General features: G+C 30.8%; 23 protein-coding genes, 1 tRNA gene and 1 other RNA gene. 19 read left to right on the plus strand and 6 right to left on the minus strand.

Annotation, left to right across the window (positions count from 1 at the left end):
• Window positions 1-30: 30 nt before the first annotated feature.
• The 3 genes from L1S47_RS09850 to L1S47_RS09860 form a co-directional block, all read right to left on the minus strand.
• Window positions 31-1,476, minus strand: a complete 1,446-nt coding sequence (locus L1S47_RS09850) for a hypothetical protein (RefSeq protein ID WP_238883412.1) — start codon at window positions 1,474-1,476, stop codon at window positions 31-33.
• A gap of 16 nt (window positions 1,477-1,492) precedes the next feature.
• Window positions 1,493-2,452: a glycosyltransferase family 2 protein gene (locus tag L1S47_RS09855; protein ID WP_238883413.1), complete on the minus strand. Its 960-nt coding sequence runs from the start codon at window positions 2,450-2,452 to the stop codon at window positions 1,493-1,495.
• 239 nt (window positions 2,453-2,691) lie between these two features.
• Window positions 2,692-4,110 carry an MATE family efflux transporter gene (locus tag L1S47_RS09860; RefSeq protein ID WP_238883414.1) on the minus strand — a complete coding sequence of 473 codons (1,419 nt, stop codon included), beginning with the start codon at window positions 4,108-4,110 and terminating at the stop codon, window positions 2,692-2,694.
• 295 nt (window positions 4,111-4,405) lie between these two features.
• Between L1S47_RS09860 and L1S47_RS09865 the strand changes: the two genes are divergently transcribed.
• Window positions 4,406-4,846 carry a nucleoside deaminase gene (locus tag L1S47_RS09865; protein WP_238883415.1) on the plus strand — a complete coding sequence of 147 codons (441 nt, stop codon included), beginning with the start codon at window positions 4,406-4,408 and terminating at the stop codon, window positions 4,844-4,846.
• 48 nt (window positions 4,847-4,894) lie between these two features.
• Here L1S47_RS09865 and L1S47_RS09870 read toward each other — a convergent pair whose 3' ends face one another.
• Window positions 4,895-5,437 (minus strand): hypothetical protein, encoded by a 543-nt coding sequence (locus L1S47_RS09870; protein ID WP_238883416.1) that lies wholly within the window; start codon window positions 5,435-5,437, stop codon window positions 4,895-4,897.
• 162 nt (window positions 5,438-5,599) lie between these two features.
• Here L1S47_RS09870 and L1S47_RS09875 point away from each other — a divergent pair, with 162 nt between their 5' ends.
• Together L1S47_RS09875 and L1S47_RS09880 are read left to right on the plus strand one after the other, a co-directional pair.
• Window positions 5,600-6,610, plus strand: a complete 1,011-nt coding sequence (locus L1S47_RS09875; RefSeq protein ID WP_238883417.1) for a homoserine dehydrogenase — start codon at window positions 5,600-5,602, stop codon at window positions 6,608-6,610.
• A gap of 121 nt (window positions 6,611-6,731) precedes the next feature.
• Window positions 6,732-7,628 carry a hypothetical protein gene (locus L1S47_RS09880; RefSeq protein WP_238883418.1) on the plus strand — a complete coding sequence of 299 codons (897 nt, stop codon included), beginning with the start codon at window positions 6,732-6,734 and terminating at the stop codon, window positions 7,626-7,628.
• 205 nt (window positions 7,629-7,833) lie between these two features.
• On the opposite strand, the gene L1S47_RS09885 is transcribed toward L1S47_RS09880, so the two are convergent.
• Window positions 7,834-8,400 carry a hypothetical protein gene (locus tag L1S47_RS09885; RefSeq protein WP_238883419.1) on the minus strand — a complete coding sequence of 189 codons (567 nt, stop codon included), beginning with the start codon at window positions 8,398-8,400 and terminating at the stop codon, window positions 7,834-7,836.
• Between the two features lie 173 nt (window positions 8,401-8,573).
• On the opposite strand from L1S47_RS09885, the gene L1S47_RS09890 reads away from it, so the two are divergent.
• Complete coding sequence (locus tag L1S47_RS09890) at window positions 8,574-8,837, plus strand: DUF3343 domain-containing protein (protein WP_238883420.1); 264 nt, start codon at window positions 8,574-8,576, stop codon at window positions 8,835-8,837.
• An 11-nt stretch (window positions 8,838-8,848) separates the two neighbouring features.
• Window positions 8,849-9,994 carry an aminotransferase class V-fold PLP-dependent enzyme gene (locus L1S47_RS09895; protein ID WP_238883421.1) on the plus strand — a complete coding sequence of 382 codons (1,146 nt, stop codon included), beginning with the start codon at window positions 8,849-8,851 and terminating at the stop codon, window positions 9,992-9,994.
• A 56-nt stretch (window positions 9,995-10,050) separates the two neighbouring features.
• Here L1S47_RS09895 and L1S47_RS09900 read toward each other — a convergent pair whose 3' ends face one another.
• Window positions 10,051-11,628 carry a hypothetical protein gene (locus L1S47_RS09900; RefSeq protein WP_238883422.1) on the minus strand — a complete coding sequence of 526 codons (1,578 nt, stop codon included), beginning with the start codon at window positions 11,626-11,628 and terminating at the stop codon, window positions 10,051-10,053.
• Window positions 11,629-11,802: 174 nt separating this feature from the next.
• Here L1S47_RS09900 and L1S47_RS20750 point away from each other — a divergent pair, with 174 nt between their 5' ends.
• From L1S47_RS20750 to L1S47_RS09970, 14 genes are all read left to right on the plus strand, one after another.
• Window positions 11,803-12,768 carry a CobW family GTP-binding protein gene (locus tag L1S47_RS20750; RefSeq protein WP_238883423.1) on the plus strand — a complete coding sequence of 322 codons (966 nt, stop codon included), beginning with the start codon at window positions 11,803-11,805 and terminating at the stop codon, window positions 12,766-12,768.
• Window position 12,769: 1 nt separating this feature from the next.
• Window positions 12,770-13,390 carry a CobW-like GTP-binding protein gene (locus L1S47_RS09910; protein ID WP_238883424.1) on the plus strand — a complete coding sequence of 207 codons (621 nt, stop codon included), beginning with the start codon at window positions 12,770-12,772 and terminating at the stop codon, window positions 13,388-13,390.
• Between the two features lie 4 nt (window positions 13,391-13,394).
• A complete protein-coding gene (locus L1S47_RS09915) occupies window positions 13,395-14,285 on the plus strand; it encodes a permease (RefSeq protein ID WP_238883425.1) in 891 nt (296 codons plus the stop codon).
• An 11-nt stretch (window positions 14,286-14,296) separates the two neighbouring features.
• Window positions 14,297-15,010 carry a TIGR03943 family protein gene (locus tag L1S47_RS09920; RefSeq protein WP_238883426.1) on the plus strand — a complete coding sequence of 238 codons (714 nt, stop codon included), beginning with the start codon at window positions 14,297-14,299 and terminating at the stop codon, window positions 15,008-15,010.
• A gap of 135 nt (window positions 15,011-15,145) precedes the next feature.
• Window positions 15,146-15,922 carry a prolipoprotein diacylglyceryl transferase gene (gene lgt / locus L1S47_RS09925; RefSeq protein WP_238883427.1) on the plus strand — a complete coding sequence of 259 codons (777 nt, stop codon included), beginning with the start codon at window positions 15,146-15,148 and terminating at the stop codon, window positions 15,920-15,922.
• 208 nt (window positions 15,923-16,130) lie between these two features.
• Window positions 16,131-17,168: a PocR ligand-binding domain-containing protein gene (locus tag L1S47_RS09930; RefSeq protein WP_238883428.1), complete on the plus strand. Its 1,038-nt coding sequence runs from the start codon at window positions 16,131-16,133 to the stop codon at window positions 17,166-17,168.
• 197 nt (window positions 17,169-17,365) lie between these two features.
• Window positions 17,366-17,455 (plus strand) — tRNA-Ser (locus L1S47_RS09935).
• Window positions 17,456-17,458: 3 nt separating this feature from the next.
• Window positions 17,459-17,723, plus strand: an RNA gene (gene ffs, locus L1S47_RS09940) — signal recognition particle sRNA large type.
• 349 nt (window positions 17,724-18,072) lie between these two features.
• Window positions 18,073-18,717: a superoxide dismutase gene (locus tag L1S47_RS09945; protein WP_202769263.1), complete on the plus strand. Its 645-nt coding sequence runs from the start codon at window positions 18,073-18,075 to the stop codon at window positions 18,715-18,717.
• Between the two features lie 187 nt (window positions 18,718-18,904).
• The gene (locus L1S47_RS09950) at window positions 18,905-19,711 is read left to right on the plus strand and encodes a YitT family protein (RefSeq protein WP_238883526.1); all 807 of its coding nucleotides are present in this window, start codon (window positions 18,905-18,907) and stop codon (window positions 19,709-19,711) included.
• Between the two features lie 227 nt (window positions 19,712-19,938).
• The gene (locus L1S47_RS09955) at window positions 19,939-21,372 is read left to right on the plus strand and encodes an NAD(P)/FAD-dependent oxidoreductase (RefSeq protein WP_238883429.1); all 1,434 of its coding nucleotides are present in this window, start codon (window positions 19,939-19,941) and stop codon (window positions 21,370-21,372) included.
• A 44-nt stretch (window positions 21,373-21,416) separates the two neighbouring features.
• The gene (locus tag L1S47_RS09960) at window positions 21,417-22,676 is read left to right on the plus strand and encodes an NAD(P)/FAD-dependent oxidoreductase (protein ID WP_238883430.1); all 1,260 of its coding nucleotides are present in this window, start codon (window positions 21,417-21,419) and stop codon (window positions 22,674-22,676) included.
• Window positions 22,677-22,681: 5 nt separating this feature from the next.
• The gene (locus tag L1S47_RS09965) at window positions 22,682-23,053 is read left to right on the plus strand and encodes a DUF1667 domain-containing protein (RefSeq protein ID WP_238883431.1); all 372 of its coding nucleotides are present in this window, start codon (window positions 22,682-22,684) and stop codon (window positions 23,051-23,053) included.
• A 264-nt stretch (window positions 23,054-23,317) separates the two neighbouring features.
• Complete coding sequence (locus L1S47_RS09970) at window positions 23,318-24,022, plus strand: MIP/aquaporin family protein (RefSeq protein WP_238883432.1); 705 nt, start codon at window positions 23,318-23,320, stop codon at window positions 24,020-24,022.
• Window positions 24,023-24,071 lie beyond the last annotated feature (49 nt).

Consider the following 24,071-nt stretch of genomic DNA (forward strand, 5'->3'; position numbering starts at 1 on the left):
ACTATTTCATATACGAAATAGTCCCTATGTTTATCTCTTTAAATATTTGCTTGAAATATAGACTCCATACCCTTGGACAATTGCTAGAAGAGGAATCATAAAATATTTATACCTCGTTTGAATCTCAATAAAGAAGTGGACAGAGGCATAGCCTGCAATTAAAAGAAGGATTAATAAGTTTTTATTATACTTCTTTTCTTTAAATAAAAATAATGCTGCTATTATCGAGTAGAAAGCCATTGCAATGAATTGTATTCGCTCAGTTCCTATTATAGCAATATTTAAGATTCGTTTATTTAAATACTGACATGTCCAGTAAGTTGAATCATCAGGCCCTGACCACATAATAAGAACTTTATCTTTTATTAAGGATGCTAGTTTAGGTATATTTGATACTCTTTCTTTAATTAATGGAATCTCTAATTTTTTACGTTCTGCAGGTTCTTTTATACTATATAAATAACTATCATCTTTTTCAGAATATTGGCCTTTAGTTTCATAATTAAGCCCTGTTACAAATTTCCAAAGAGGATCCCTATTAGTTAATTTATAAGGAGTAATTCCCTTTGCAATAAATATATAACTAGCTAAGTTCATTATAACTAAGTATGATAAAACAATTAATATTAAACTTGCACAAGTGTGTTTTATGTTAATAAAGTTAAAATCTTTGATTAGCATTAAAATTAAATAAATAATTATGGCTAATAAAATAAGTGAACCTAAAGGTCTATTTATATTTCCAAGGGCAACTAAAATACCTAAAATAATTGCTCTAACAGGAAAAGATAAGTTGCTACATAAAAAGACATAAATACCTAATAGGAATAAAAAGGTCGCAATATGTTCATTTGTAAGAGCAGAGGTCATAACTAGGCTGGATATGTAAATTGAATAGAAAAAACCACTTACTCTTCCTGAAGTTTCATTAAAAATCTTGCTACCTATTTTATAAACCAATAAAGTAGTTCCTAAGCAATAAAATATATTTAATAATTTTATTATTAATGGGTTAGTTGTGTGGAATAAACTCATAACCAATGCTTCATAACCACTAAATCCAAATTGATAAACCCACAGGTTAAAGTAGCTTTTATCAATGGTTGAATAATCACCACTTATTAATTTAGTAGCAGTTTCGTACATGATTTTAAAGTCAGAGGTTATAGGGGATTTGATTAAAAGTACCCATATAATTCTTGTAATTAGAGTTAATAATATTAAGAATATAATATATTGTTTATTGGTTAATCTATTAGTCAGCCATACTATCACCCTTGATATTAAAATAAGAAGTGCTACCATTATAGCAAAACCAATAATAAATAAAGGGATTTTTAAAAAGATATTTATATTTAAAGCATTAACTGAAATACTAAAAAAGCCTAATATGACAAATAGTAAAAATAAGCTAACGAAAAAAATAATTATGTTACCTAATATATTAAAAATTTTATTTTCTTTAAAAAAAATCATAATTAGTCCTCATTCTTTACTTTAGATCTTTATTTAATATAGTTTCGATATTATATCTTGGTCTTCCTTTAACTTCTGTATATATCTTTCCAATATATTCTCCCACTAGTCCAATTGATAATAATTGAACTCCACCAATAAACCAAATAGATAAGATTAGTGATGTCCATCCAGAAGTTACATTGCCTGTAAAGTATGACACAAGAGAATATATCGCTGCAAATATGCTAGCAAAAGCAATTATAAAACCTATAGATGTAATAAATCTTATAGGTGTGACACTAAAAGATGTGATTCCTTCAAGTGCAAAATTCAGCATTTTTTTTAGTGGATACTTAGATTCTCCAGCAAAACGCTCATGTCTTTCATAATAGACAGAGGTTGAGCTATAACCAATCAAAGGAACAATTCCTCTTAAAAAAAGATTTCTTTCTTTATAATTGTCTAATTCTTCTACAGCTCTTTTGCTCATTAGACGAAAGTCTGCATGATTATAAACAGTTTTAACTCCCATAACGTGCATTAATTTGTAAAATGCTAATGCAGTATTCCTCTTAAAAAAGGTATCACTTTCTCGAGAAGAACGAACGCCATAAACAATATCAAAGCCTGCATGGTATTTATCTACCATTTCTTCTATCACATTAACATCATCCTGTAAGTCAGCATCTATTGAAACTATCATATCAGATGTTTTAGCAGCTTCCATTAATCCAGCCATTACTGCATTTTGATGGCCTGCATTTTTAGCAAGCTTTATTCCACAAGCATAGGTTGCAGAACTATTAAGTTCAGATATTAAACTCCAGGTTTTGTCCTTACTTCCATCATCAACATAGATAATTGTACTTTTGTTACTTATTTTTTCATTTTTAATTAACCTATCTAAAAGCATGGATAGTTCATGATGGGTTGTTGGTAAAACTTCTTCTTCATTAAAGCATGGGACGACGATAGATAAGATTGAATTCTTCATTATATTACCTCGTATATAAATTTAGTTAATTAGTCTATAGAAAGTTTTGTCTGTAATTTACCATAATATTATACAATATTTATGTAAAATTAAAACCTAAAAATGTAAAATTATGATTTACAGAAAAATTACACATTATATATTATAACATTTTGTGGAGTTAATATTAGGAAAAATAGAAAAGAACTAAGATAACAGATGTTTTCTTAGTCCTTTGTAAGCTAATTGTAAATGGGGGGTTAAGCTCTCCCTTGAACTCTAACACCTGTACCCTTAATTTTGAAATCTGCACTTTTAACTTTAAGCTCTTTACTAGGCTCAGGCTTAAGAGTTTTCCTCATAAAGTAAACTGAAGTTATTGCAGATATTCCATCTGATAGGGGGAAGGCTATCCAAGCACCAATGACACCAAAAGTATTAATAAGTATTAAGGCTATTGGAATAAACACAACTATTTGTCTGTAAATTGAAAACAAAAAGGAGGTTCTTGCATCATCAATTGCTTGATAATAATAGATAGCTATATAGTAAAGTCCTACTGTAGGCAGTATAGATATACATATTCTAAAGGCTATAACAGTTTGAGATAACAAAGTAGAATCCTCTAGGAAAACTCCTATTATATTTGGAGTGAATATCATTAGAATACTCCAGATAGCTAAAGAGAAAATAGTAACCCACTTTATTGAAGTTTTAAGGGTTTTAAACATTCTTTCTTTGTTACCAGCTCCATAGTTAAAACCAACAATTGGCTGCATGGAGGAACTTATACCTATTATAGTTACAAACATAAACATTGATATTTTTGTAATAACACCAATCATAATTATTGATGCATCTCCACCTTTTGATAATAGCAAGTTATTTAGTATAACTGAAACTACTGCATCAGATATTTCTATAACAAAGGTTGAGAAACCTACTGTAAATATATCTCTTATTAATTCAGGTGAAAAACTCTTAACTATATTTGAAGAAGAAAGAGATAGATTAATAAAATCTCTTATCTTTATGAATTTATAAACTATAAAGGAGAAGGCAATAAATTGAGAAATAATTGTAGCTATTGCAGCCCCTTCTATACCAAAGCCAATCATATCAATAAGAATATAGTTTATTATGATGTTTGCTAAAGCACCTATTGAATTTCCATATAAATTAATTCTTGTATCACCAAGTGAGGTCATAATGTATCCTAGAACAATAGATAGACCTTGGAATAAGGTACCTATTAATATTATTGAAATATAAGTTTTAGCTAACGGATATAAAGTTTCACTTGCACCAAGATTCATGATAATAGGCTTACGGAAAATGTATATTAATATGGATAATAAGCCTAATGTTATAAATGTAATTAAAATACTGTTAATTATGGTTTGTTTTATTCCAGTATAGTTTTTCTCTCCAAGATTTCTAGCTACAAAGGTAGATGTTCCTACGGATATTAACATACCTATGGCAGTCATAAACCTTTGTACTGGAAAGGCTATGGTTAATGCGCCTATGGCATTAGAACCAATATATCTTCCAACATATATGGTATCAACCATATTATATAGCTCAACAACTAATAGAGAAATCATTGCTGGGATAGCAAACTTTAATAGAGTTTTGCTAATATTTCCTTGAGAAAATATCTTGTCATTAACACCCATAATCGTCACCTCCTAAAAATTTTTCCTATAATACTATTATATTTGTTAAAAATAGTAATTCTCAGTGACTTAAAGGTGGTGTTTAAGGTATTAATATGGGGTGTTGCAGTATTTTAAAAAACACAAAAATAGCAGATTAGAACTTAAAAATATATAAACTACCCAGTAATAGTACTTTTTTTACTCAAAAATCATACTAAAAATAAAGTAAATATAAATATATGCTATAATATTATTAAAAAAACGTGCTTGTTGTATGTATTATGTGCATATTTTTAGAAAGGTAAAGAGAAGTATGAGTTTTATGGAGGCAGCTCTTAAAGAGGCTTATAAGGCAAAAGAAAAGATTGAAGTTCCAGTTGGGGCTGTGATAGTCAAAGAGGGGAAAATCATAGCAGAGGCGCATAATTTAAGAGAAACATTAAGATCTCCATTAGCGCATGCTGAGATATTAGCAATAGATAAGGCTAGTAAGTTTATTGGAGATTGGAGATTAAGTGGCTGTGAATTATATGTTACTTTAGAACCTTGTGTTATGTGTGCAGGTGCTATTATTCAAAGTAGGATAAGTAAAGTACATATAGGAACCTTTGATCCTAAGGCAGGAGCATGTGGAACTGTTGCAGATATTTTGAATCATCCGTATTTAGATAGTTTTATAGAAGTTAGTTGGGAATATAATGAGGAATGTAGTAAAGTATTGATAGATTTTTTTAAAGAGAGAAGAAATAAATAATAATGGCTTGCAAAGATAGAATAAATCTAATTTTTGCAAGCCAGTTCTTTAATTTGTAAATTGTAGGTTGTCTATAGAATAGTTAGCCAAAGGACCTTGATATATAACTTCAGCATCTGGAATAGTAAGTAGGTCAGAAGGCTCTACAAAGTTAAGCGGTTTTTCAAAGTCAAATACTTCAGTTTCTTTTAAAATATAGGCTATTAATTCTGAACAGAAAAACCTATCTTTTGCACTATATTCTTTTTTTATTACTCTATAAAATATACCCCTAAGGTTGTACTTAATTTTCTTTTTATTAAAATCCCAAATCATTTGGCGAATTTCATTATGTTGTTCCGCATTTACTTTAAGTTTAATAACTACAGCAGGACACTCTGGATAAAAGGAGAAGACTCCTTTATCAATCTCTTCTTTCTTGAAAACTCCTAAGAAGGGGTTACGATAATACTTTCTAGTCATACTGTACATATTGTTTAATGAATCATCCAGAGCAATTGATGAATGGGTATAGGATTTTTTTGTATATAGTCTAATAGCTCTAGCATAAATAGTATTTGTAGAAGTAAGTAATATATATATTTCTTTCACTATCCCATCAACTCCTTGTCCACAATTTTAAAATATAATTTAAACACATGGTAATTCTCAATATGAAACACAATAATATAATTATATATCAATATTATATAAAAAGAAATTTTTAATTTTTAAATATTTTCTTAAGAAAATCTTAATTGTTTGGAGGTAAGAATGAATCTAGTATTAATAGGTTATGGAGGAGTGGGAAAAGCATTTATACAGCTATTGAAAGATAAGAATGAAAAGCTTAAAAGTGAAGGCTTAGATATAAAAGTTAGGGGAATATTAAATTCTAAAGGTGGGGTATTAAGTAGCAAGCCACTAGATCTAATGGAAGTGTTAAATGCAGGCACATTAGAAAATAATAAAAATTGGAGATCAGGAATTAATTATAGAGATGTATTAATTAAAAGGGAATGTGATTTAATGGTTGAACTGACTCAAACAAATAAAGAAACTGGGGAGCCAGGCCTTACTCACATAAAATATGCATTAGAAAATAATATTAATGTAGTTACCGGAAATAAGGGGCCTATATTAGTTGATTATGAAGGGTTAAAGAGAATTAGCGAAGAAAAAGGGGTATCCCTTGGGGTTGGTTGTACTACAGGTGGAGCTTTACCTAGCTTAAATTGTGGGTTGATGGATTTAGCAGGTGCTAACATTAATAAAGTAGAAGGAATATTAAATGGGACTAGCAATTTTATTTTAGAGGAGATGGAAAGCGGATTAAGTTTTAAAGAAGCACTAGATAAAGCTCAAATTTTAGGAATTGCAGAGAAAGATCCAACTCTAGACATTGAAGGATATGATACAGCAATAAAGATGATGATTCTTTCAAAGGTAGTATTAAAAAAGAACATTGATATTAATGAAATAAAAATTAAGGGAATTACTGCAGTTTCAAAGGAAGATATATTAAAAGCAAAATATGAAGGAAAAAGATATAAACTAGTAGGAAAAATCGAATGCACTGGGTATGAAACAAGTATGGAAGTCTCTCCAATACTTGTAGAAAGAGAAAATATGTTGTTTAACATAAATGGTAAAAATAAGGGAGTTAAGTATTATACTGATACACTAGGAGAAATTACTGTAATAGGTGGTGCGTCAGGAACTGTTAATGCAGCTGCATCAATACTTAGAGATATAATAAATATTCATAATGGATATAAATTTTAGTAAATAAATTTAGTAGACATATTTAACTTTTTTTTAACCATAACGAACACTTAACATGCATCCTCCATATTATATTAATGAAATAAGTTAAATATCCTAAGAATGTAAGAGGAGGATAAATATGCAAGATAATTTTGAAGTAAATAGTACAGCTCAGCATATTCAACTAAAAGAAGAATGTATAATTGCTAAAAAAGTATATGGTAGGTGTAGACAACAAGATTGCTTAACTCCTGTTGATGATGTTACAGTAATTCCACCTGGAAAGACAGTTATAAGAATAGACTCATCTTCTCTTGGAGGACAATATAGTATCACAGCTCCATTTTTAATCAGTCATCTTCCTGGACCAGCTACAGATACTACAATTGCCTTAAATGAAGTTATTGCATTTACTAATGCAGTAAGAAGTATTAGAGTAGATTGTTGTGATTTTAGCGTTGGAAACATTGCTGTAACTAATATTGAACCAAGTTGCTTTGGACAAGAAGGCTTCTTTGATGTAAGTATAACTTATAGATTTAACTATATCTTAAATCTATTAGATGCAGCTGGAAATGCATTAACAGTTACTGTAAATTCACCAACTCCAACAACTACTGCAGATATACCTGCTTTCACAACATGGGAAAAGAAAGTATCCCTATATGGTGGATGTGTTGGTAATAAGATAGTATCTACTTTTGATTCAATTTATAGCCCAGCGACAACATACTGCAATGGAAATACTCCACTAGTTTATATTCAAGCAACTGGAAATCCATTAACAGCAGTACCTGGAACCTATACAGTATTAGTAAATAATGTTCCTACAATAGAATATCGTGCAGATGTAACTATAGGTCTATTTACAATTATTAAACTTTACAGATTTGTTAATCTAAATGTTCAATCTTCAGGAGATTGTGATATTCCAACATGTGCTAATATATTACCAGATGATCCATGCGAATACTTCAACACTTTACCATTTCCTTTTGACGAATTTGATCCACCATCACATGGGGACTGTTGCTAGTAAAAAAGCCTGTTGAAAGTGGCTCCTTTAATAACTTGGAGCCACTTTTTAACAATTTCTTAATTAAAAAGAATGTAATTATATGTATAACATATTTAAATAAGAGAAGAGATGGATTAAAATCCATCTCTCTTTATTTATAAAGGTAAGGAATATCTGTAATATATCATTTATTTCAAATAATTAGTTGAACTTAAGAGTTATATTATACGAAAACTACTTCTTCAGAAGCAGAAGCGTCAGATCTAACTACAGTAATAGTTGCAGCACCTAATGTTATACCGTTATTTAAAATACTAGCTCTTACATAATAGGTAGCTGGACTTAAGCCATCAGGAAGAGGATAAGGTGCAGGAACATAATTAGTAGTATTTTCATTATCAGTAAATTGGAAAGGAATTACGTTTCTTATAGCACCTAAAATACCAGTTATTGCTACAACATTTACTAGAGTTTTTGTAACAGAATAAATTCTATCACTAGCTAAAGTAGATGTTGGGGTACGGTAAACATCTATTGTTACAGCAAGAGTACCAGTTATAGCAGCTAGAGTTATAGCATCAATATTAACTTGAACAACTCCTTCTACAAGAACATCACTATCAGTGTAATTTCGAATTAATGATAAACTATTAATTAATACTGCGGTAGCCTGTGAGGTTGCAGCAGTTATAGGAAGTGGAGCAGCTGGAAGGAATTTATCTGAAGTATAATTAGGTAATTTTGTAACCAAACTTAAAGGGTTAGTGCATCTATCAACACAACATGCCATAATAAAAAATCCTCCTTAGTTTTGTATTTCAGTACATAATATGTTTTATATGGGAATAGTGTGTAGAATTTTAATAAGAAAGTTAAAATTTAAATTATTGTAATATATAAATGTAGATTTAAGTAGGTGTAATGAATATATTAATAAAAAGGATAAACATGAGGAGTGATTTTATGGATAATGTGTGTATAATTGTGTTCTATTCCTCAAGTGCAAGTTTACAATTGTTTAAGATATTAAAAGATAAAAGATATAAGGTTAATATAATAGCGACTCCTTGTTCCGTTTCATCAAGCTGCACTAGAGCTATAGAGTTTAGAAAACAAGATTTTGATATTATAACTAAAGAGATAAAGGATAGTGGAATAGAAATAAAAGCTGTATATGAAAAAGTCCTAGAGGGCAAACGTTATAAATATATTCAAGTTATGATATAGGAGTATGAATTATGATATATCTAGATAATGGAGCAACGTCTTTTCCTAAACCTAAGGAAGTGAGTGAAGAGGTTGAAAAATGTCTAAAGGAGTATTGTGCTAATCCTGGAAGAGGGGCTCACAATATGTCAATTGAGTGTGATTTCAAGATAATGAAATGCAGAGAAAATATATCCAAGCTATTTAATGTAAAAAATCCGCTAAATGTGATATTTACTTCTAATACTACAGATGCTTTAAATATAGTTATAAACGGATTAATAAGGGAAAAAGATCATGTAATTTCATCTTATCTTGAGCATAATTCAGTATTGAGACCTTTAAGGCATAAGGAAAGGCAGGGAACAGAGGTATCTTTAATAAGAGGAGATAAAAATGGGAAGCTTTCAGTTCAGGATATTAAAAGGGAAATAAAACCTAATACAAAAGCAATAATATTAAATCATGGGTCTAATGTTATTGGAACAATACAAGATATTGAGAAAATTGGGCAATTAGCAAAAAATAAGGGGATTTTATTTATAGTAGATGGAGCACAAACCTCTGGAAAGATAGAAATTGATATGGAGAAATATAATATTGATTTTCTAGCAGTGCCTGGACATAAAGGGTTACTTGGACCTCAAGGAACAGGTGCTTTATGTATTAGGAATAAAATAAGTTTTGAAGCTTTAAAGTATGGAGGAACTGGAAGTCAATCAAGCAGTATGGAACAGCCGGAGTTTCTTCCAGATAAATTTGAAAGTGGTACATTAAATACCCCAGGAATTGTAGGCTTGTCTAAAGGAATTGAATTTATTAATAGGGTAGGGTTAGAAAAGATAAAAGAAAAAGAAATTGAGCTTACTAATTATTTAATTCAGGAGCTAAGAAGTTTAGATTTTGTTGAATGTTATGGACCTTTGGATGAGAAGGAAAAAACATCAATAGTCTCATTTAATTTAAAAGGAATGGAAAGCTCTGAAGTAGGAAGAGGGCTAAATGATAGAAATATTTATGTAAGAACTGGATATCATTGTTGTCCATTAGTTCATAAATTAATCGGAACTGAAAATAGAGGAACAGTTAGGGTAAGCATTGGATATTTTAATTCAAAGGAAGATTTAGATGAGCTGATTTTCTCTGTAAAAGAGATATATAATGAAAAAATTCAGTAGCTTACATTAAAAGTGACGATTAAAAAGTTTGTATATAAACTTTTTAATCGTCATTATTATTTAAAAAGACGTTTAACAAAGGAGACTTTAGTATCTTTTTCTATTGATAACATATCAATTTGTTGGGTTAATCTATCAATTTGTACTTGAAGGGAAGAATTTAAGTACTTAAGATTTGCAATATCCTTATCCTTATCTTGTAGTAAAAGTGTTAGGTTTGTGGTATCAATCCTACTTTCTTGGGCTAAGGTTAGTGCATCACTAAGTTCTTTGTTTTTTAACGTCAATGTATTTATAGTACCTTCATAAGATTGCAGCTTATTTTCTAATACAGATACTTGAGTTTTAAGGTTATCAATGACTAATTTTGTATCTTTATATTTACTTTCATAATCAGCTAATAATTTATTAGTGACATGAATGTTGGATTCTTTTGTTACTATTTCTTTTTTTAAGTTTTGAGCTTCTCTCTCAATAGTATTATTTATTGTAGCAACAGTTTCTAGCTTTTTTATATGTGTTTGAAGAGAATTTACCTGATCTAATAGTTTTTGTATGGTCTTATTTTTTGAAATAATTTGTTTTTCATAATAAGTAGAAATAGATTCATTAGTCTTTTTATCATCACTTTTTTCAGGCTTTATTAGCGTCATATTTAATATTGATAATGGTGAGAATAGTATGTTGTTTTTATCATTTACTATGAAGCTTGAAAAGGAGTTTAAAGTTAAGCTATCAGATTGCAAAATGTATTTTTCTATAATAGAGCTTGAACTATATGGAACTCTTTCTACTACATCTAAATCTCCATTAACAAATAAGGATGTTATAAAAATAGTATTTTTAAAGTTATATATTAAATAATAAACATTGTTTTTATATATTAGGCTTGAATAAGTATCTATACTCTCATTTGATTTTAAAGCTTTTGCTGAAAAGTTGTTATCTATTAAAAATCCATACTTTAATAAGGAGGCCGAGGAATCCTTGATTGAATAACTAATAGCAATTACATTATTTTCGTCAATGGCAAAGGAATAGTCATAGGGTTTTGTGGGGCACCTATCGATGGAAGTGTATTTACCCCAAAAGTTCTGTTGAGGAGAGTAGGTTCTATAACCTATGTAATAGGTCTTTAGCTTTTTTACATACAAAGTAATTATTTCCTTCTTCTGAACGTATGCTATAAAAGGAAACCCTTCTAGCTTCTCAACTATATCAAGCATTATTGGAGGTGTAATTGTAAGGTTAGAGGTTATTATTCTGTGATAAAGACAGTAAGTATTATTATCATACTTAGTATAAATCAAATTCAAAGCATTATTTAAGGATATTACTTGAATGTGATCAACTTCAAAAGAAAAATTAAGTAATACATTTTCTGAAAAATAATTTTCTTTATAAGTATATAAAACCAGTGATTTTGATGAGGAAATAGAAAGTATATAGATTGATCCATTTGCGCTTAATATAACAGAAAGAAGTTGCTCACAGCTATCTACAAGCTCAATTTCTTGACTCCAAGAATTATCTTTTAAAATACTATAACAAATAGATCCCTCGTCATTTTTGTAAAACTTCCATAACTCATCTTTTATATAAAGTAGGTACTCATTATTTTTATATGAAATCATAGAACCTCCTAACTAAAAAATTTATATCAATATAAAATATGAATTTAAACTGCAATTATACTATAAATCAATGATTTTTAAGCAATTCAAACAATAAAGTAATAAATAAAAAAGTATATACATATACATATTAAGGTAAATTGCAGGTTAGATTATATAAATTAATTCTAAGGGGTGAGACCAATAAAGATTGACATTATTTCTGGTTTTTTAGGTGCAGGGAAAACAACCCTTATTAAGAAACTTATAAAAGAAGCATTATTTAATGAAAAAGTAGCTATTATAGAAAATGAATATGGTGAAATAGGGATAGATGGGGATATTTTAAGAGAAGAATCTATTCAAGTAAAAGAAATAACTTCAGGATGTATATGTTGCAGCATTTCTGGAAGTTTTGAGAGTGCAATTGAAGAAATTGTAGATAAATATAATCCTATGAGAATAATAATAGAGCCTTCAGGAGTGGCAAAACTTTCTCAAATAATTGCTACATTAAAAAAGCATAGAGATAGAGGAAAAATTAACTCGATAATTACGGTGATAGATGTCAAACAATTTGAAGTATATATGACAAATTTCGGAGAGTTCTATATTGATCAAATAAGAAACGCAAAAACTGTTGTATTGAGTAGAACACAGGATGTAGATAATAAGCACATTTTGCAGGTACTTAAAGGTATAAAGAAGGTGAATCCTGGATGCTCAGTTATAATAACACCTTGGGATAAACTAAGTGGAGAAAATATACTCGAGGTTTTAGAGGATAGAAGAGAGTCAAGCTTAAAGGAAATTCAATTTATTAAGAAACCTTTAAATAATGCATATGCAAGGGCTCAAATAAGAAGTGAAGGATTGGTTGCTAAAGACGTATTTGAAACTTGGGGACAGGAGACTCCAGAGATATTTGATAAAGAAAACTTAAAAGGGATACTGAAAAAATTAGGCTTAGGGGAATATGGATATGTATTAAGAGCTAAAGGAATAGTTCGGTCTTCTGAAAATAAGTGGATTGCTTTTGACTATGTTCCTGGTGAGGTTGAAGTAAGAAACATTTCACCAGACTATAATGGAAGGATATGTGTAATTGGGAAAGACTTAAGGGTAGATAAGCTTCAAAAGCTTTTTAGTAGTGAGGAATAAAATGAAAAAGATTTGTTCCGTTGAAATTGTAGGAGGCTTTTTATCATGGGGTAAAACATCTTTTATAAATAGCTATCTTGAAGTCACTAGATCTAATGAAGAAATTTTAGTGATAATACAGTGTGAAAAAGGCAATTCAAAAATCAATGAGGAATTTTTAAGTGAAGACAAAATTGTTATAAAGCAATTTAAGAATAATGATGAAATAACTGAGAGAGCATTAAATAGAATAATTAATTTTAATAATCCTAATAGGATAATCATTGAGGCTAATGGGGTGCAATCAGTAGATTATATAATTAGGGAAATTCATAAATCTAGAGGAAGACTAGGAGCAGTTTTTGCAATTTTAGATGGAAAAACTGTTGATATTTTTATAAGAAGTATGGGAGTCATAATGCTTCCATTAATTCATATGGCAAATATGATAATTATAAATAACTGTGAAGATATCTCCTATGAAAAGAATAGGGAGCTTAAGGTTTTGTTAGGGCAGCTTAATAAAGAGGCGTATATTGAGCAAAGTTCATCAAGTAAAGATTTCTATAGAATTATTAGTTCAAGTAGGGTGATAAATAAAGGGCTATATAAAAAAATAATAGATTTTATAAACAGGGGGTAAAAAAATGAGGGAGCTTCAAGTCTTATTAAATAGCTTTTCTGGGGTTTTCATAAGCATTTTTATTGAGGCGCTACCCTTTGTTTTATTAGGTTCTTTGGTAGCTGGAGTAATAACCACATTTTTAACTGAGGACATTATTAAAAAAGTCTTGCCTAAAAATAAGGTAGCAGGGGCAATTGGAGCAGCACTTTTAGGGCTGTTCTTTCCCTTATGTGAATGTGCGACAGTTCCAGTTACTAGAGGACTCGTTAAAAAAGGAGTACCAATAAATATTGCAATAACATTTATGATGGCAGCACCGATAATAAATCCAATTGTTATGCTTTCAACCTATGAGGCCTTTGGAGAAAACATAAAGATTTTATTGTTAAGAGTTATAATTGGTTTTGTTTTATCTATAGCAATAGGATTTCTAATGGAAGCCTTGAGTGATGGACAAACTATTCTTAGTAGCAATGATAATGAGATAATTTGTGATTGCGGATGTGAAGACTTAAAAAAAGACAAAAGTTTAAAGATGCTTATATATCATATCTCTCAGGAATTCTATACAATTGGTAAATTTCTAATAATAGGATCTATTTTAGCATCACTATTTCAAGTTCTTTTACCAAGAGAGGTTTTAGATATATTATCTGTAAATAAAGCATTAGGTATCATTATAATGATGGCATTAGCATACTTATTGTCAATATGTTCCGAAGCTGACGCATTTGTGGCTAGAAGTTTCTTAGGGCAATTTTCACTAGGGGCAGTTATGGCTTTCTTAATATTAGGACCAATGTTGGATTTAAAAAATAATCTTATGCTATTTTCTGTGTACAAAAAAAGCTTTGTGCTTAAAATGATGTTTGTTGTATTTTCACTTACCTTTTTAGTAGCTTGTTTGATATAGGAGGGATTAAAGTGAAGCGATTTAATATAAATGAATTTATTTGGTTTTTAATTTTAGTATTTATAGATATATATTTGTATTATTTAATTTCTACAAGAAGAATATTTGAATATGTTAGTAGTAAAACAGAATATTATATATGGAGCGCAATAGTTATACTGGCAATTGTAGCGGTGTTTCAGTTTTTTAAAATATTCACAATCCCAACTAGAGAAAAACTAAGAAAAGGATATTTAATTTTTGTAGTAGCTTTTATATTAATGATTAATTCAAAGAGCATTAAAGAAATTGATACATTACAATTTAAAGGAGTAACAGTAGTTATAAATAATACCTCCTTTGAACATAGTCATAACGGAGAAGAAACTATACCAAATGAAGGAAGAATAAGTCTTACAAAAGAAAATTTATATTCTTATATTGAGCAGCTTCAAGAAGATCCTCAAAAGTATGTGGGAAGAGAAGCAATAATAAGTGGTGTAGTTTATCAAGTACAAGGAGATGAAAATACTTTTTATATAGGGAGAAATGTAATAAGTTGCTGTATCGCAGATTCGCAAAATGTTGCAATTATATGTAATATTAAGGAGAAAAAGCTTCCTGAAAAAGGACAGTGGGTGGAAGTGTCAGGAAAGATTGAAATGGGAAGCTTCAATTATAAAAATAAAATGATTAAAATCCCTATTATTAAGGTCAATAGTTATAAAAATGTTAACGAGGAGTGAATAAAAATTTTTATGTTAAAATAGTGTTGGGTTTGTGATAATATAAGAATAAGGTTTTGAATTATCCCATAGATTTTTTTGAAGCTTATGGGTAATGTAAATAGAGGCCTTTATTAACTTAAGGGAGGACAAAAAATGAACCCAATAGCATTTGAATTGTTTGGAATAGAGTTTAGATGGTATGGAATATTTATATCATTAGGAATAATAGCAGCATTTATATTAGCGTACTACAATGCTCCAAAAAGAAAGGTAGATTTTGAAAAGTTAATTGATATTTTTATAGTAGCATTTCCCCTTGCGATAATTGGTGCCAGAGGATATTATGTTCTATTTGAATGGAATTATTATAGTCAGCATACAAATGAGATAATTAATATTAGACAGGGCGGGCTAGCTATTCATGGCGGAATACTAGGAGCAATGCTAGGAGCATTCATATATACTAGATGGAAAAAAATACGTATGATAGAATATGCAGATTTAGTAGCACCATCGATAATCCTAGCACAAGGTTTTGGAAGATGGGGAAATTTCTTTAATGGAGAGGCACACGGAGACATAGTTTCTAAAGAGTTTATAAGTAAGTTTCCTGCATTTATACAAAAAGGTATGCTCATAGATGGAAGTTATTATCAGCCTACATTTTTATATGAATCTATTTGGAACATCCTTGTATGTATAATACTAGTATGGATATACAGAAATTATAATAGGGACCTAAAAGGAAGGTTATTTTTTGCATATGTGATTTTATACTCAATCGGTAGATTCTTCATTGAAGGAATGAGAACTGATAGCCTTTATTTTATGGGTTTAAGAATAGCTCAAGTAGTGAGTTTAATTGGAATAATTGGCGGAATTATATATATTGCAATAGTAACATATAGAGATAAGAAGAATGCATTTTAAAGGAGGGGTAGCCCTCCTTTGTTTTATATGTTGGAAACTTAAATAAAGAGAGTATTTTACCTATGAAATGAATAACATTCAAACAGAAAAATAATAATAAAGTGTTGACAGGAAAACATATATAAAGGGCAAGTAAATAACTCCGATTAATAGAGTATGTGTTGTTATTAAGACTATATTAAAGTACTTAAATAATGGAGGAGTTATTATGATAAAAAAGCTACAAAATGGAGAATTAGACCTAGAAGTTCTTGAAATAAAAGACTTAATTGATATTAAGCTGCTTCAAACCTTCCAAGATAATTTTGCTATTGGAATGAACATTGCAAGCGTAACAGTTGATAAGGATGGTACACCAGTAACTAATCCAAGTTCTTATACAAGATTTTGTAAGGGGTTAACTCAATCTACAAAGACTGGAGAAGGAAGATGTGCTGAATCCCATAAAAAAGGTGGTCAAGAAGCTGTAAAACTAGGAAGACCATACATATATACATGTCATGCAGGGTTAATAGATTTTGCTGCTCCAATATTAGTGGAGGGACATCTTATAGGAACAATTCTTGGAGGACAAGTATTAACAGAAGATCCCCAAGAATTAAAATTTAAGAAAACAGCAAGTGAAATAGGAGTGGATGAAGAAGATTATGCAGATGCTGCTAGAAATGTTTATAGAACAAATGAAAAAAATGTAAAAGCAGCTGCAGAGGTGTTATTTATTGTTGCAAATGCACTTTCTAATTCTGGTTATGAACAACTAAAATTAAACAATATGTCTGAAGTTTTGGCAGATAATTTTGGCCAAATATCAGCTAGTATGGAAGAACTTAGTGCTTCAGCGGTTAATGTCAGCAATAATCAACATAACTTAAATGAAGAAATAGAAAATATTCAAAAGATATCTGTAGAAATAAACTCTATATTAGATTCAATAAAAAGCATAGCTGATCAAACAAGAATGCTTGGCTTAAATGCAGCTATAGAGGCTGCAAGAGCAGGGGAAGTAGGTAGAGGGTTTGGTGTTGTTGCTAGTGAAATAAGAGCACTATCAAATAACACAAAAGAAACTGCAACAAAAGTAATACAGCTAACAGGACTTATACAACAATCTGTAGCTAAGACAATTGAGACTTCTAATGAAACGTTAGAAACAACAGAACAACAAACAGCAGCAATTGAAGAGGTAGCTGCAAGCTTACAAGAAGCAACATCTTTAGCTGAAGATTTAAGAAATCATAGCAAATAAATAATACATATGAAAAAAAGTGTAGCTCCATTAAGCGAGCTACATTTTTTAAAAGAATTTTTTAATAATTAAGGATTGATTTTCCGTATTGACTAAGTATCATTAAACATATATAATAAAGTTCGTGACACTTTAGTAAGTGAGTAACTGTTGAAGGTTTAAATACAAGCTTATATAAAGTGTGGCATACATTGTATGGAGAGATGTCTGAGTGGTCGAAGGAGCTCGCCTGGAAAGCGGGTGTAGGGGAAACTCTACCGGGGGTTCGAATCCCCCTCTCTCCGCCAACGCCGTGCTAGATGGGGAGTCAGCGGTGCCCTGTAACCTGCAATCCGCTATAGCAGGGTCGAAGTCCTGGTTTAGGTTTTAGCCTGTAGGGTCTGCCCTAAGTAAGTGGTGTTGAGGGCTGGGTCCCACGCAATGTAAGCCCGTGAATCTCGTCAGGTCCGGAAGGAAGCAGCGATAAGCGGTGTCTTGCATGTGCCGTGGATCAATCTGGTCTGAGCTTACTGCTTAGGTAACGCCTATAAGCTACTATCGATGCCAGGTGCACGGTTTATTTATTTCTAAAAATAAAACTCAGCGAAAGCTGAGTTTTTTTTGCGCAAAAAATGGAGAATATAATTGAAAAAAGTTATCAACAACATATTGTGCATAATGTTGATAATACACACAATATCATGGGGGAAAATATAAAAATGTGGATAACTTTAAAGAATTTTATATATAGAGGTTAATAAGTTATTGGCAAACATTACATTAATAAAACCTCCTTTTATAGAAGATAATATTTTCTATAAAAGGAGGTTTTTTTATGAAAAAATTAGTATTAATTTTTTTAGGATTTATTTTAATTATGAGTTCAACTATAAATGTTAGTGCAACTGAAGCCTTTAAAGAAGATATGTCCTATGAACTCTTATCAGAATTATATAACTTAAAGTACCCGTATGAAGTGCCAGCACTAAAGTATAAATATAATGCGTTAGAACCTTATATAGATGAAGCGACAATGATGCTTCACCATGATAAACATCATAAAGCATATGTAGATAATCTAAATAAAGCTTTAGAAAAATACCCTGAACTTCAAGCAAAAACATTAAAAGAGCTACTTTCAAATATAGAAAAGATTCCTCAAGAGGTAAGAGAAGCCATAAGAAATAACGGGGGAGGACATTTTAATCACAGCTTTTTTTGGCAGGTCATGGCTCCTAACAAAGGGGGAGAAGCCAAGGGTGAGTTAAAGAATAAAATTGATAAAACCTATGGTTCTTTTGATAAATTTAAGGAGCAATTTAAAAAGGCTGCATTAGAAAGATTTGGTTCAGGTTGGGCTTGGCTAGTTAAGGATCAGCAAGGGAACTTGAAAATTATATCTACAGCCAATCAGGATACTCCACTAGCATTAGGAGTTAAACCAATAATAGCAATAGATGTATGGGAACATGCATATTATTTAAAATATCAAAATAAGAGAGCAGAATACATTGATAATTGGTGGAATGTAGTTGACTGGGATAGAGCAGAAACATTAGCAAATAGTTAAAAATCAAAGTTGGAAGTTTGTTAAAAAAACAGGCTCCCAACTTTAATTTTGTCAACAAAAAGCTGTTTTGCTTGACGGTTATTGATAAAATAATATATTATTATAATATAGAGAAAAAAGAAATCAGTTAGGAGGAGGATTATTGGTTAAAAACAAGAAATTAAATCTTATAACAAAATTCATTTCTATGATGATAGGCTGTGCCTTAGTTTCAATTGGGTTAGAGATATTCTTATTACCAAATAACTTAATAGATGGTGGCGTAGTCGGAATCTCAATCATGGTTAGTCATTTAACTAAACTCCCTCTTGGAGTATTCACTTTTATATTAAACATTCCATTCTTTATTTTAGGATATAAACATATCGGAAAAACCTTTACCTTATCAACCATATTTTCAGTTATTTGTTTGTCTATAGGAGTTAGTGTTCTTCATCCAGTACCAGGAATAACTCAGGATGTCTTATTAGGGACTGTCTTTGGAGGCGTAATTATGGGTTCAGGTGTTGGACTCATAATAAGAAGCGGTGGTTCTTTAGATGGAACAGAAATAGCAGCTATTATATTGGACAAAAGAATAAGCTTCTCCATAGGAGAAATTGTTATGTTTTTCAATCTATTTATATTAGGAGCATCAGGATTCCTATTTGGATTTGATAAAGCCATGTATTCTCTTATAGCTTATTTTATAGCTTTTAAAGTAATTGATATAGTAGTAGAAGGATTTGATGAATCAAAGGCGGTAACTATTATTTCAGATAAGCATCAAGATATTGCTGAAGCAATAATGGACAGACTAGGTAGAGGTGTAACCTTGCTAGATGGAAAAGGAGCATATAAAGGAATAGAAACAAGCGTTGTATATGTTATTGTATCCAGACTAGAGATAGCAAAAGTTAAGACCATAGTGTTGGGTTTTGATGAAGATGCGCTTATAACTATAGGAAGTGTGGAAGTTGCAGGAAAAAGGTACAAAAAGAAGGCTATACATTAGAATATATATAGAAGAATGCCAGAAAAATACTTTGGGCATTCTTTTATATATGAAGAAATGAAAAGGTTTAAATAAGTTGTTGACGATGAAATTTTATGGTGCTATAATCAAAACATAAAATGCAATAAAAAAGGCGGAGTATAGAGAGCCATGATTTTAAAAGATATGTGTATTTAAATACCTTATCTTTTGAGGTCATGGCCTTTTGTTTTGAATGGAGGGGTAATATGTTTGATGTGATTATTGTAGGAGCAGGAGTTGTTGGAAGTAGCATTGCAAGGGAATTATCCAAATACGATTTGAAAACTTGTGTGTTAGAAAAGAGTTCAGATGTTGCAACAGGAACATCTAAAGCAAATAGCGGAATAGTTCATGCTGGTTTTGATGCTAAGCCAAATACTATTAAAGGGAAATTAAATGCAAAAGGGAATGCGATGTTTGATAAGTTGTCAAAAGAATTAGATTTCCCATTTAAAAGAAATGGTTCGCTAGTTTTGTGTTTTGATGAAAATGAAATACATAAATTAGAGGAACTTAAAGAACAAGGAGAAAATAATGGAGTACCTAATCTACAAGTATTAAGAAAAGAACGCTTATTGGAATTAGAGCCTAATTTAAAAGAAGATGTAGTAGCGGCACTATATGCACCAACAGGTGGAATTGTTTGCCCTTATGAGATGACTATAGCATATGCAGAAAATGCTTACACAAATGGAGTTGAGTTTAAATTTAATACTAAAGTTGAAAACATAAAAAAAGTAGAAGATAAGTTCCTTTTAGAGACAAACGAGGGGAATATTGAAGGTAGAGTAGTAATAAATGCTGCTGGATTATTCTCTGATGATATAAATAATATGATAAGTAGTAATAAAATAGATATAATAGCGAGAAAAGGCGAATATTGTTTATTTGATAAGGAAGCAGGTTCAATGGCAACTAGAACGCTATTCCAATTACCAACCAAGATGGGGAAGGGAGTACTTGTAACACCAACTGTTGATGGTAACTTGCTTATAGGACCAAATGCAGTAGACTTAAATGATAAAACTAATATGGATACAACACAAGAAGGATTAGATGATATTTTAGAAAGAGCAAAAATAACCTTCAAAGAAATTCCTATGAGACAAGTTATTACATCTTTCTCAGGGCTTAGATCTCATAGTGCAGCTGATGATTTTATAATAGGAGAAGCAAAGGATGTTGAAAACTTTATAAATGTAGCTGGAGTAGAATCACCTGGACTTTCAAGTACACCAGCTATAGCAGAAATGGTTGAAAAAATAGTGGTTAATAAGTTATTGCCAGCAAGAAATGATAAATTTAATCCCATAAGACATGGAGTACCTAAGTTTAGAGAGATGAATAATAAGGAGAGAAATGAACTTATAGCAAAGGATTCAACTTATGGACGAATTGTTTGTAGATGCGAAACTGTTACAGAAGGTGAAATTTTAAATGCAATAAGAAGACCTCTTGGAGCAAGAGATTTAGATTCAGTTAAGAGAAGGACAAGGGCAGGAATGGGAAGATGTCAAGCTGGCTTCTGTTCAACAAAGATAGTTAGGATACTAGCGACAGAATTAAATGTGCCTGAGTATGAAATTACTAAGTTTGGTGGAAAGTCTAAACTTTTAATAGGTGAAAATAAGGAAATTTAATATCTTTACTGAAAACAATATATCTAGGTTTGGAGGATTAAAAGATGATAGAGCATGATATAGTAATAATTGGTGGAGGACCTGCTGGTCTTGCAGCCGCAATAGGTGCAAGAGAAGAAGGTATCGAGGACATTTTAATAATAGAGAGAGATAACTGCATTGGAGGTATATTAAACCAATGTATTCACAATGGATTTGGACTTCATACCTTTAAAGAAGAACTTACAGGGCCAGAGTATGCAGGTAGATTCGTTGAAAAGGTTAATCAAATGAATATACCATACAAATTAAACACAATGGTTATAGATATAAGCGAAGATAAGAAGATTACAGCAGTTAATGAGAATGATGGTGTTTTAGAGATTAAAGCTAAGGCAATTATTTTAGCCATGGGCTGTCGCGAAAGGCCAAGAGGAGCTATTAATATACCTGGCAGCAGATGTGCCGGAATATATTCGGCAGGAACTGCACAGAAATTTGTAAATATAGATGGATATATGCCAGGAAAAGAAGTAGTTATTCTTGGATCTGGTGATATAGGGCTTATAATGGCAAGAAGAATGACATTAGAGGGGGCAACTGTTAAGGCCGTCATAGAGCTTATGCCATATTCGGGTGGATTAAAAAGAAATATTGTACAATGCTTAGATGATTTTGGAATCCCATTAAAGCTTTCACATACTATAACTGATATAAAAGGGAAGGATAGACTTGAAGGGGTTACAATAGCAAAAGTTGATGAAAATAGAAAGCCTATAAAAGGAACAGAGGAATATATTCCTTGTGATACATTACTTTTATCAGTAGGGCTTGTTCCTGAAAATGAGCTATCTACAAAGGCGAATGTAGAATTATCAAAAGTTACAGGAGGACCAATAGTAAATGAAAGCCTTCAAACTAATGTAGAGGGAATATTTGCTTGTGGTAATGTACTACATGTTCATGATTTAGTTGATTTTGTTACAGAAGAGAGTGTAAATGCAGGAAAAAATGCTGCAAAATATATTAACGGACAAACCTTTGATGAAAAGGGAATAGAATTAGTTGCAACAAGTGGTGTAAGATATACAGTTCCAAAATTCATTAATCCTAAAAATGTAGAAAAAGTTTTAGATGTAAGGTTTAGAGTGGGAGATGTTTATAAAGAAAGCTATATTTCTGTTTATTTTGATGATATAAGAGAAATGCATATAAAGAAAAGAATACTTTCTCCAGGAGAAATGGAAACAGTTAAACTTACAAAAGCTTTATTTGAAAAACATCCTAACTGTAAGAAGATAACTGTTAAGGTGGAAGGGGAGTAATAGTAATGAAGGAAAAGAGAGAATTGACTTGTATAGGATGTCCTATGGGTTGTATGCTTGAGGTAAGCTTAGAAGATAATAAAGTAGTTGATGTCAAAGGCAACACCTGCATGAGAGGAAAGGTTTATGCAGAAAAGGAATGTACTAATCCTACAAGAATTGTAACATCCTCAGTGAAGGTTAGAAATGGAGAAGTAGGTGCAGTTTCTGTAAAAACTGATGCTGATATTCCTAAGGATAAAATTATGGAATGCATAGAAGAACTTAAAGGCGTAGAGGTGGAAGCACCTATAAATATAGGAGATATAATTGTTAAAAATATAGCAGGAACTAAAGTAAATATAATAGCTACAAAGGGTATTGCAAAAGGTAATTAGTCGATATACAATTATATTATGAGTAATAATTAGATATAGTTAAGCATAAAGATTTAGAGTGAATATTTGGCGGAGAGATGAGAGCCATCATTTGTAAAAGGGACAAAATCCCTTTTATAAATGATGGATTTTTTTTCATCGAACACTTGGAAAACGATTTCTGAAAAGGACAAGACTCTTATTAACATTATTGATATTAAATATATGTAACACAACATATATTTAAAATATATTAAGTATTAATTTATATAGGGAGGATTTATTATGTCCGTTTATTTATCAGAATTTTTAGGCACAATGATCTTGATTTTATTAGGAGATGGAGTTGTAGCAGGCGTAGCTCTTAATAAGAGTAAGGCACAAAATGCAGGGTGGATGGTCGTAACAGCAGCATGGGCTACAGCAGTAGCAATACCAGCATGGATATTTGGAGCAACAAGTGGAGCACATTTTAATCCAGCACTTACAATAGCATTAGCAGTTATAGGTAAGTTTTCTTGGTCTTTAGTTCCAGGATATATAGCTTGTCAATTCTTGGGTGCTATGGCAGGAGCTACTTTAGTATGGTTAGCATACTTACCACATTGGAAAGAGACAGAAGATAAAGCAACAAAACTTGGAGTATTTTGTACAGCACCAGCTATTAGAAATACTGTAGGTAATGTAATAACAGAAATAATAGGAACTTTTATATTAGTATTTGGTATACTAGGACTTGGACAAGTTAAAATGACAGACGGACTTGGAACACTTGCAGTAGGATTATTAATTTTAGTAATAGGTCTTTCTTTAGGAGCACCAACAGGATATGCTATAAATCCAGCAAGAGACTTAGGACCACGTATAGCACATGCAATACTTCCAATAGCAGGAAAGGGAGATTCTGATTGGGGATATGCATGGATACCAGTAGTAGCACCTATAATAGGTGGAGTACTTGGTGCACTTGTATTTAGTATGGTTTTTTAAATAACAATATATTTTAAGTAAATGTAAACCTTTAAATTTCGGAAATATA

Source organism: Clostridium sp. YIM B02551 (assembly GCF_022324735.1).
In the GTDB taxonomy this organism is placed as follows: domain Bacteria; phylum Bacillota; class Clostridia; order Clostridiales; family Clostridiaceae; genus Clostridium_T; species Clostridium_T paridis.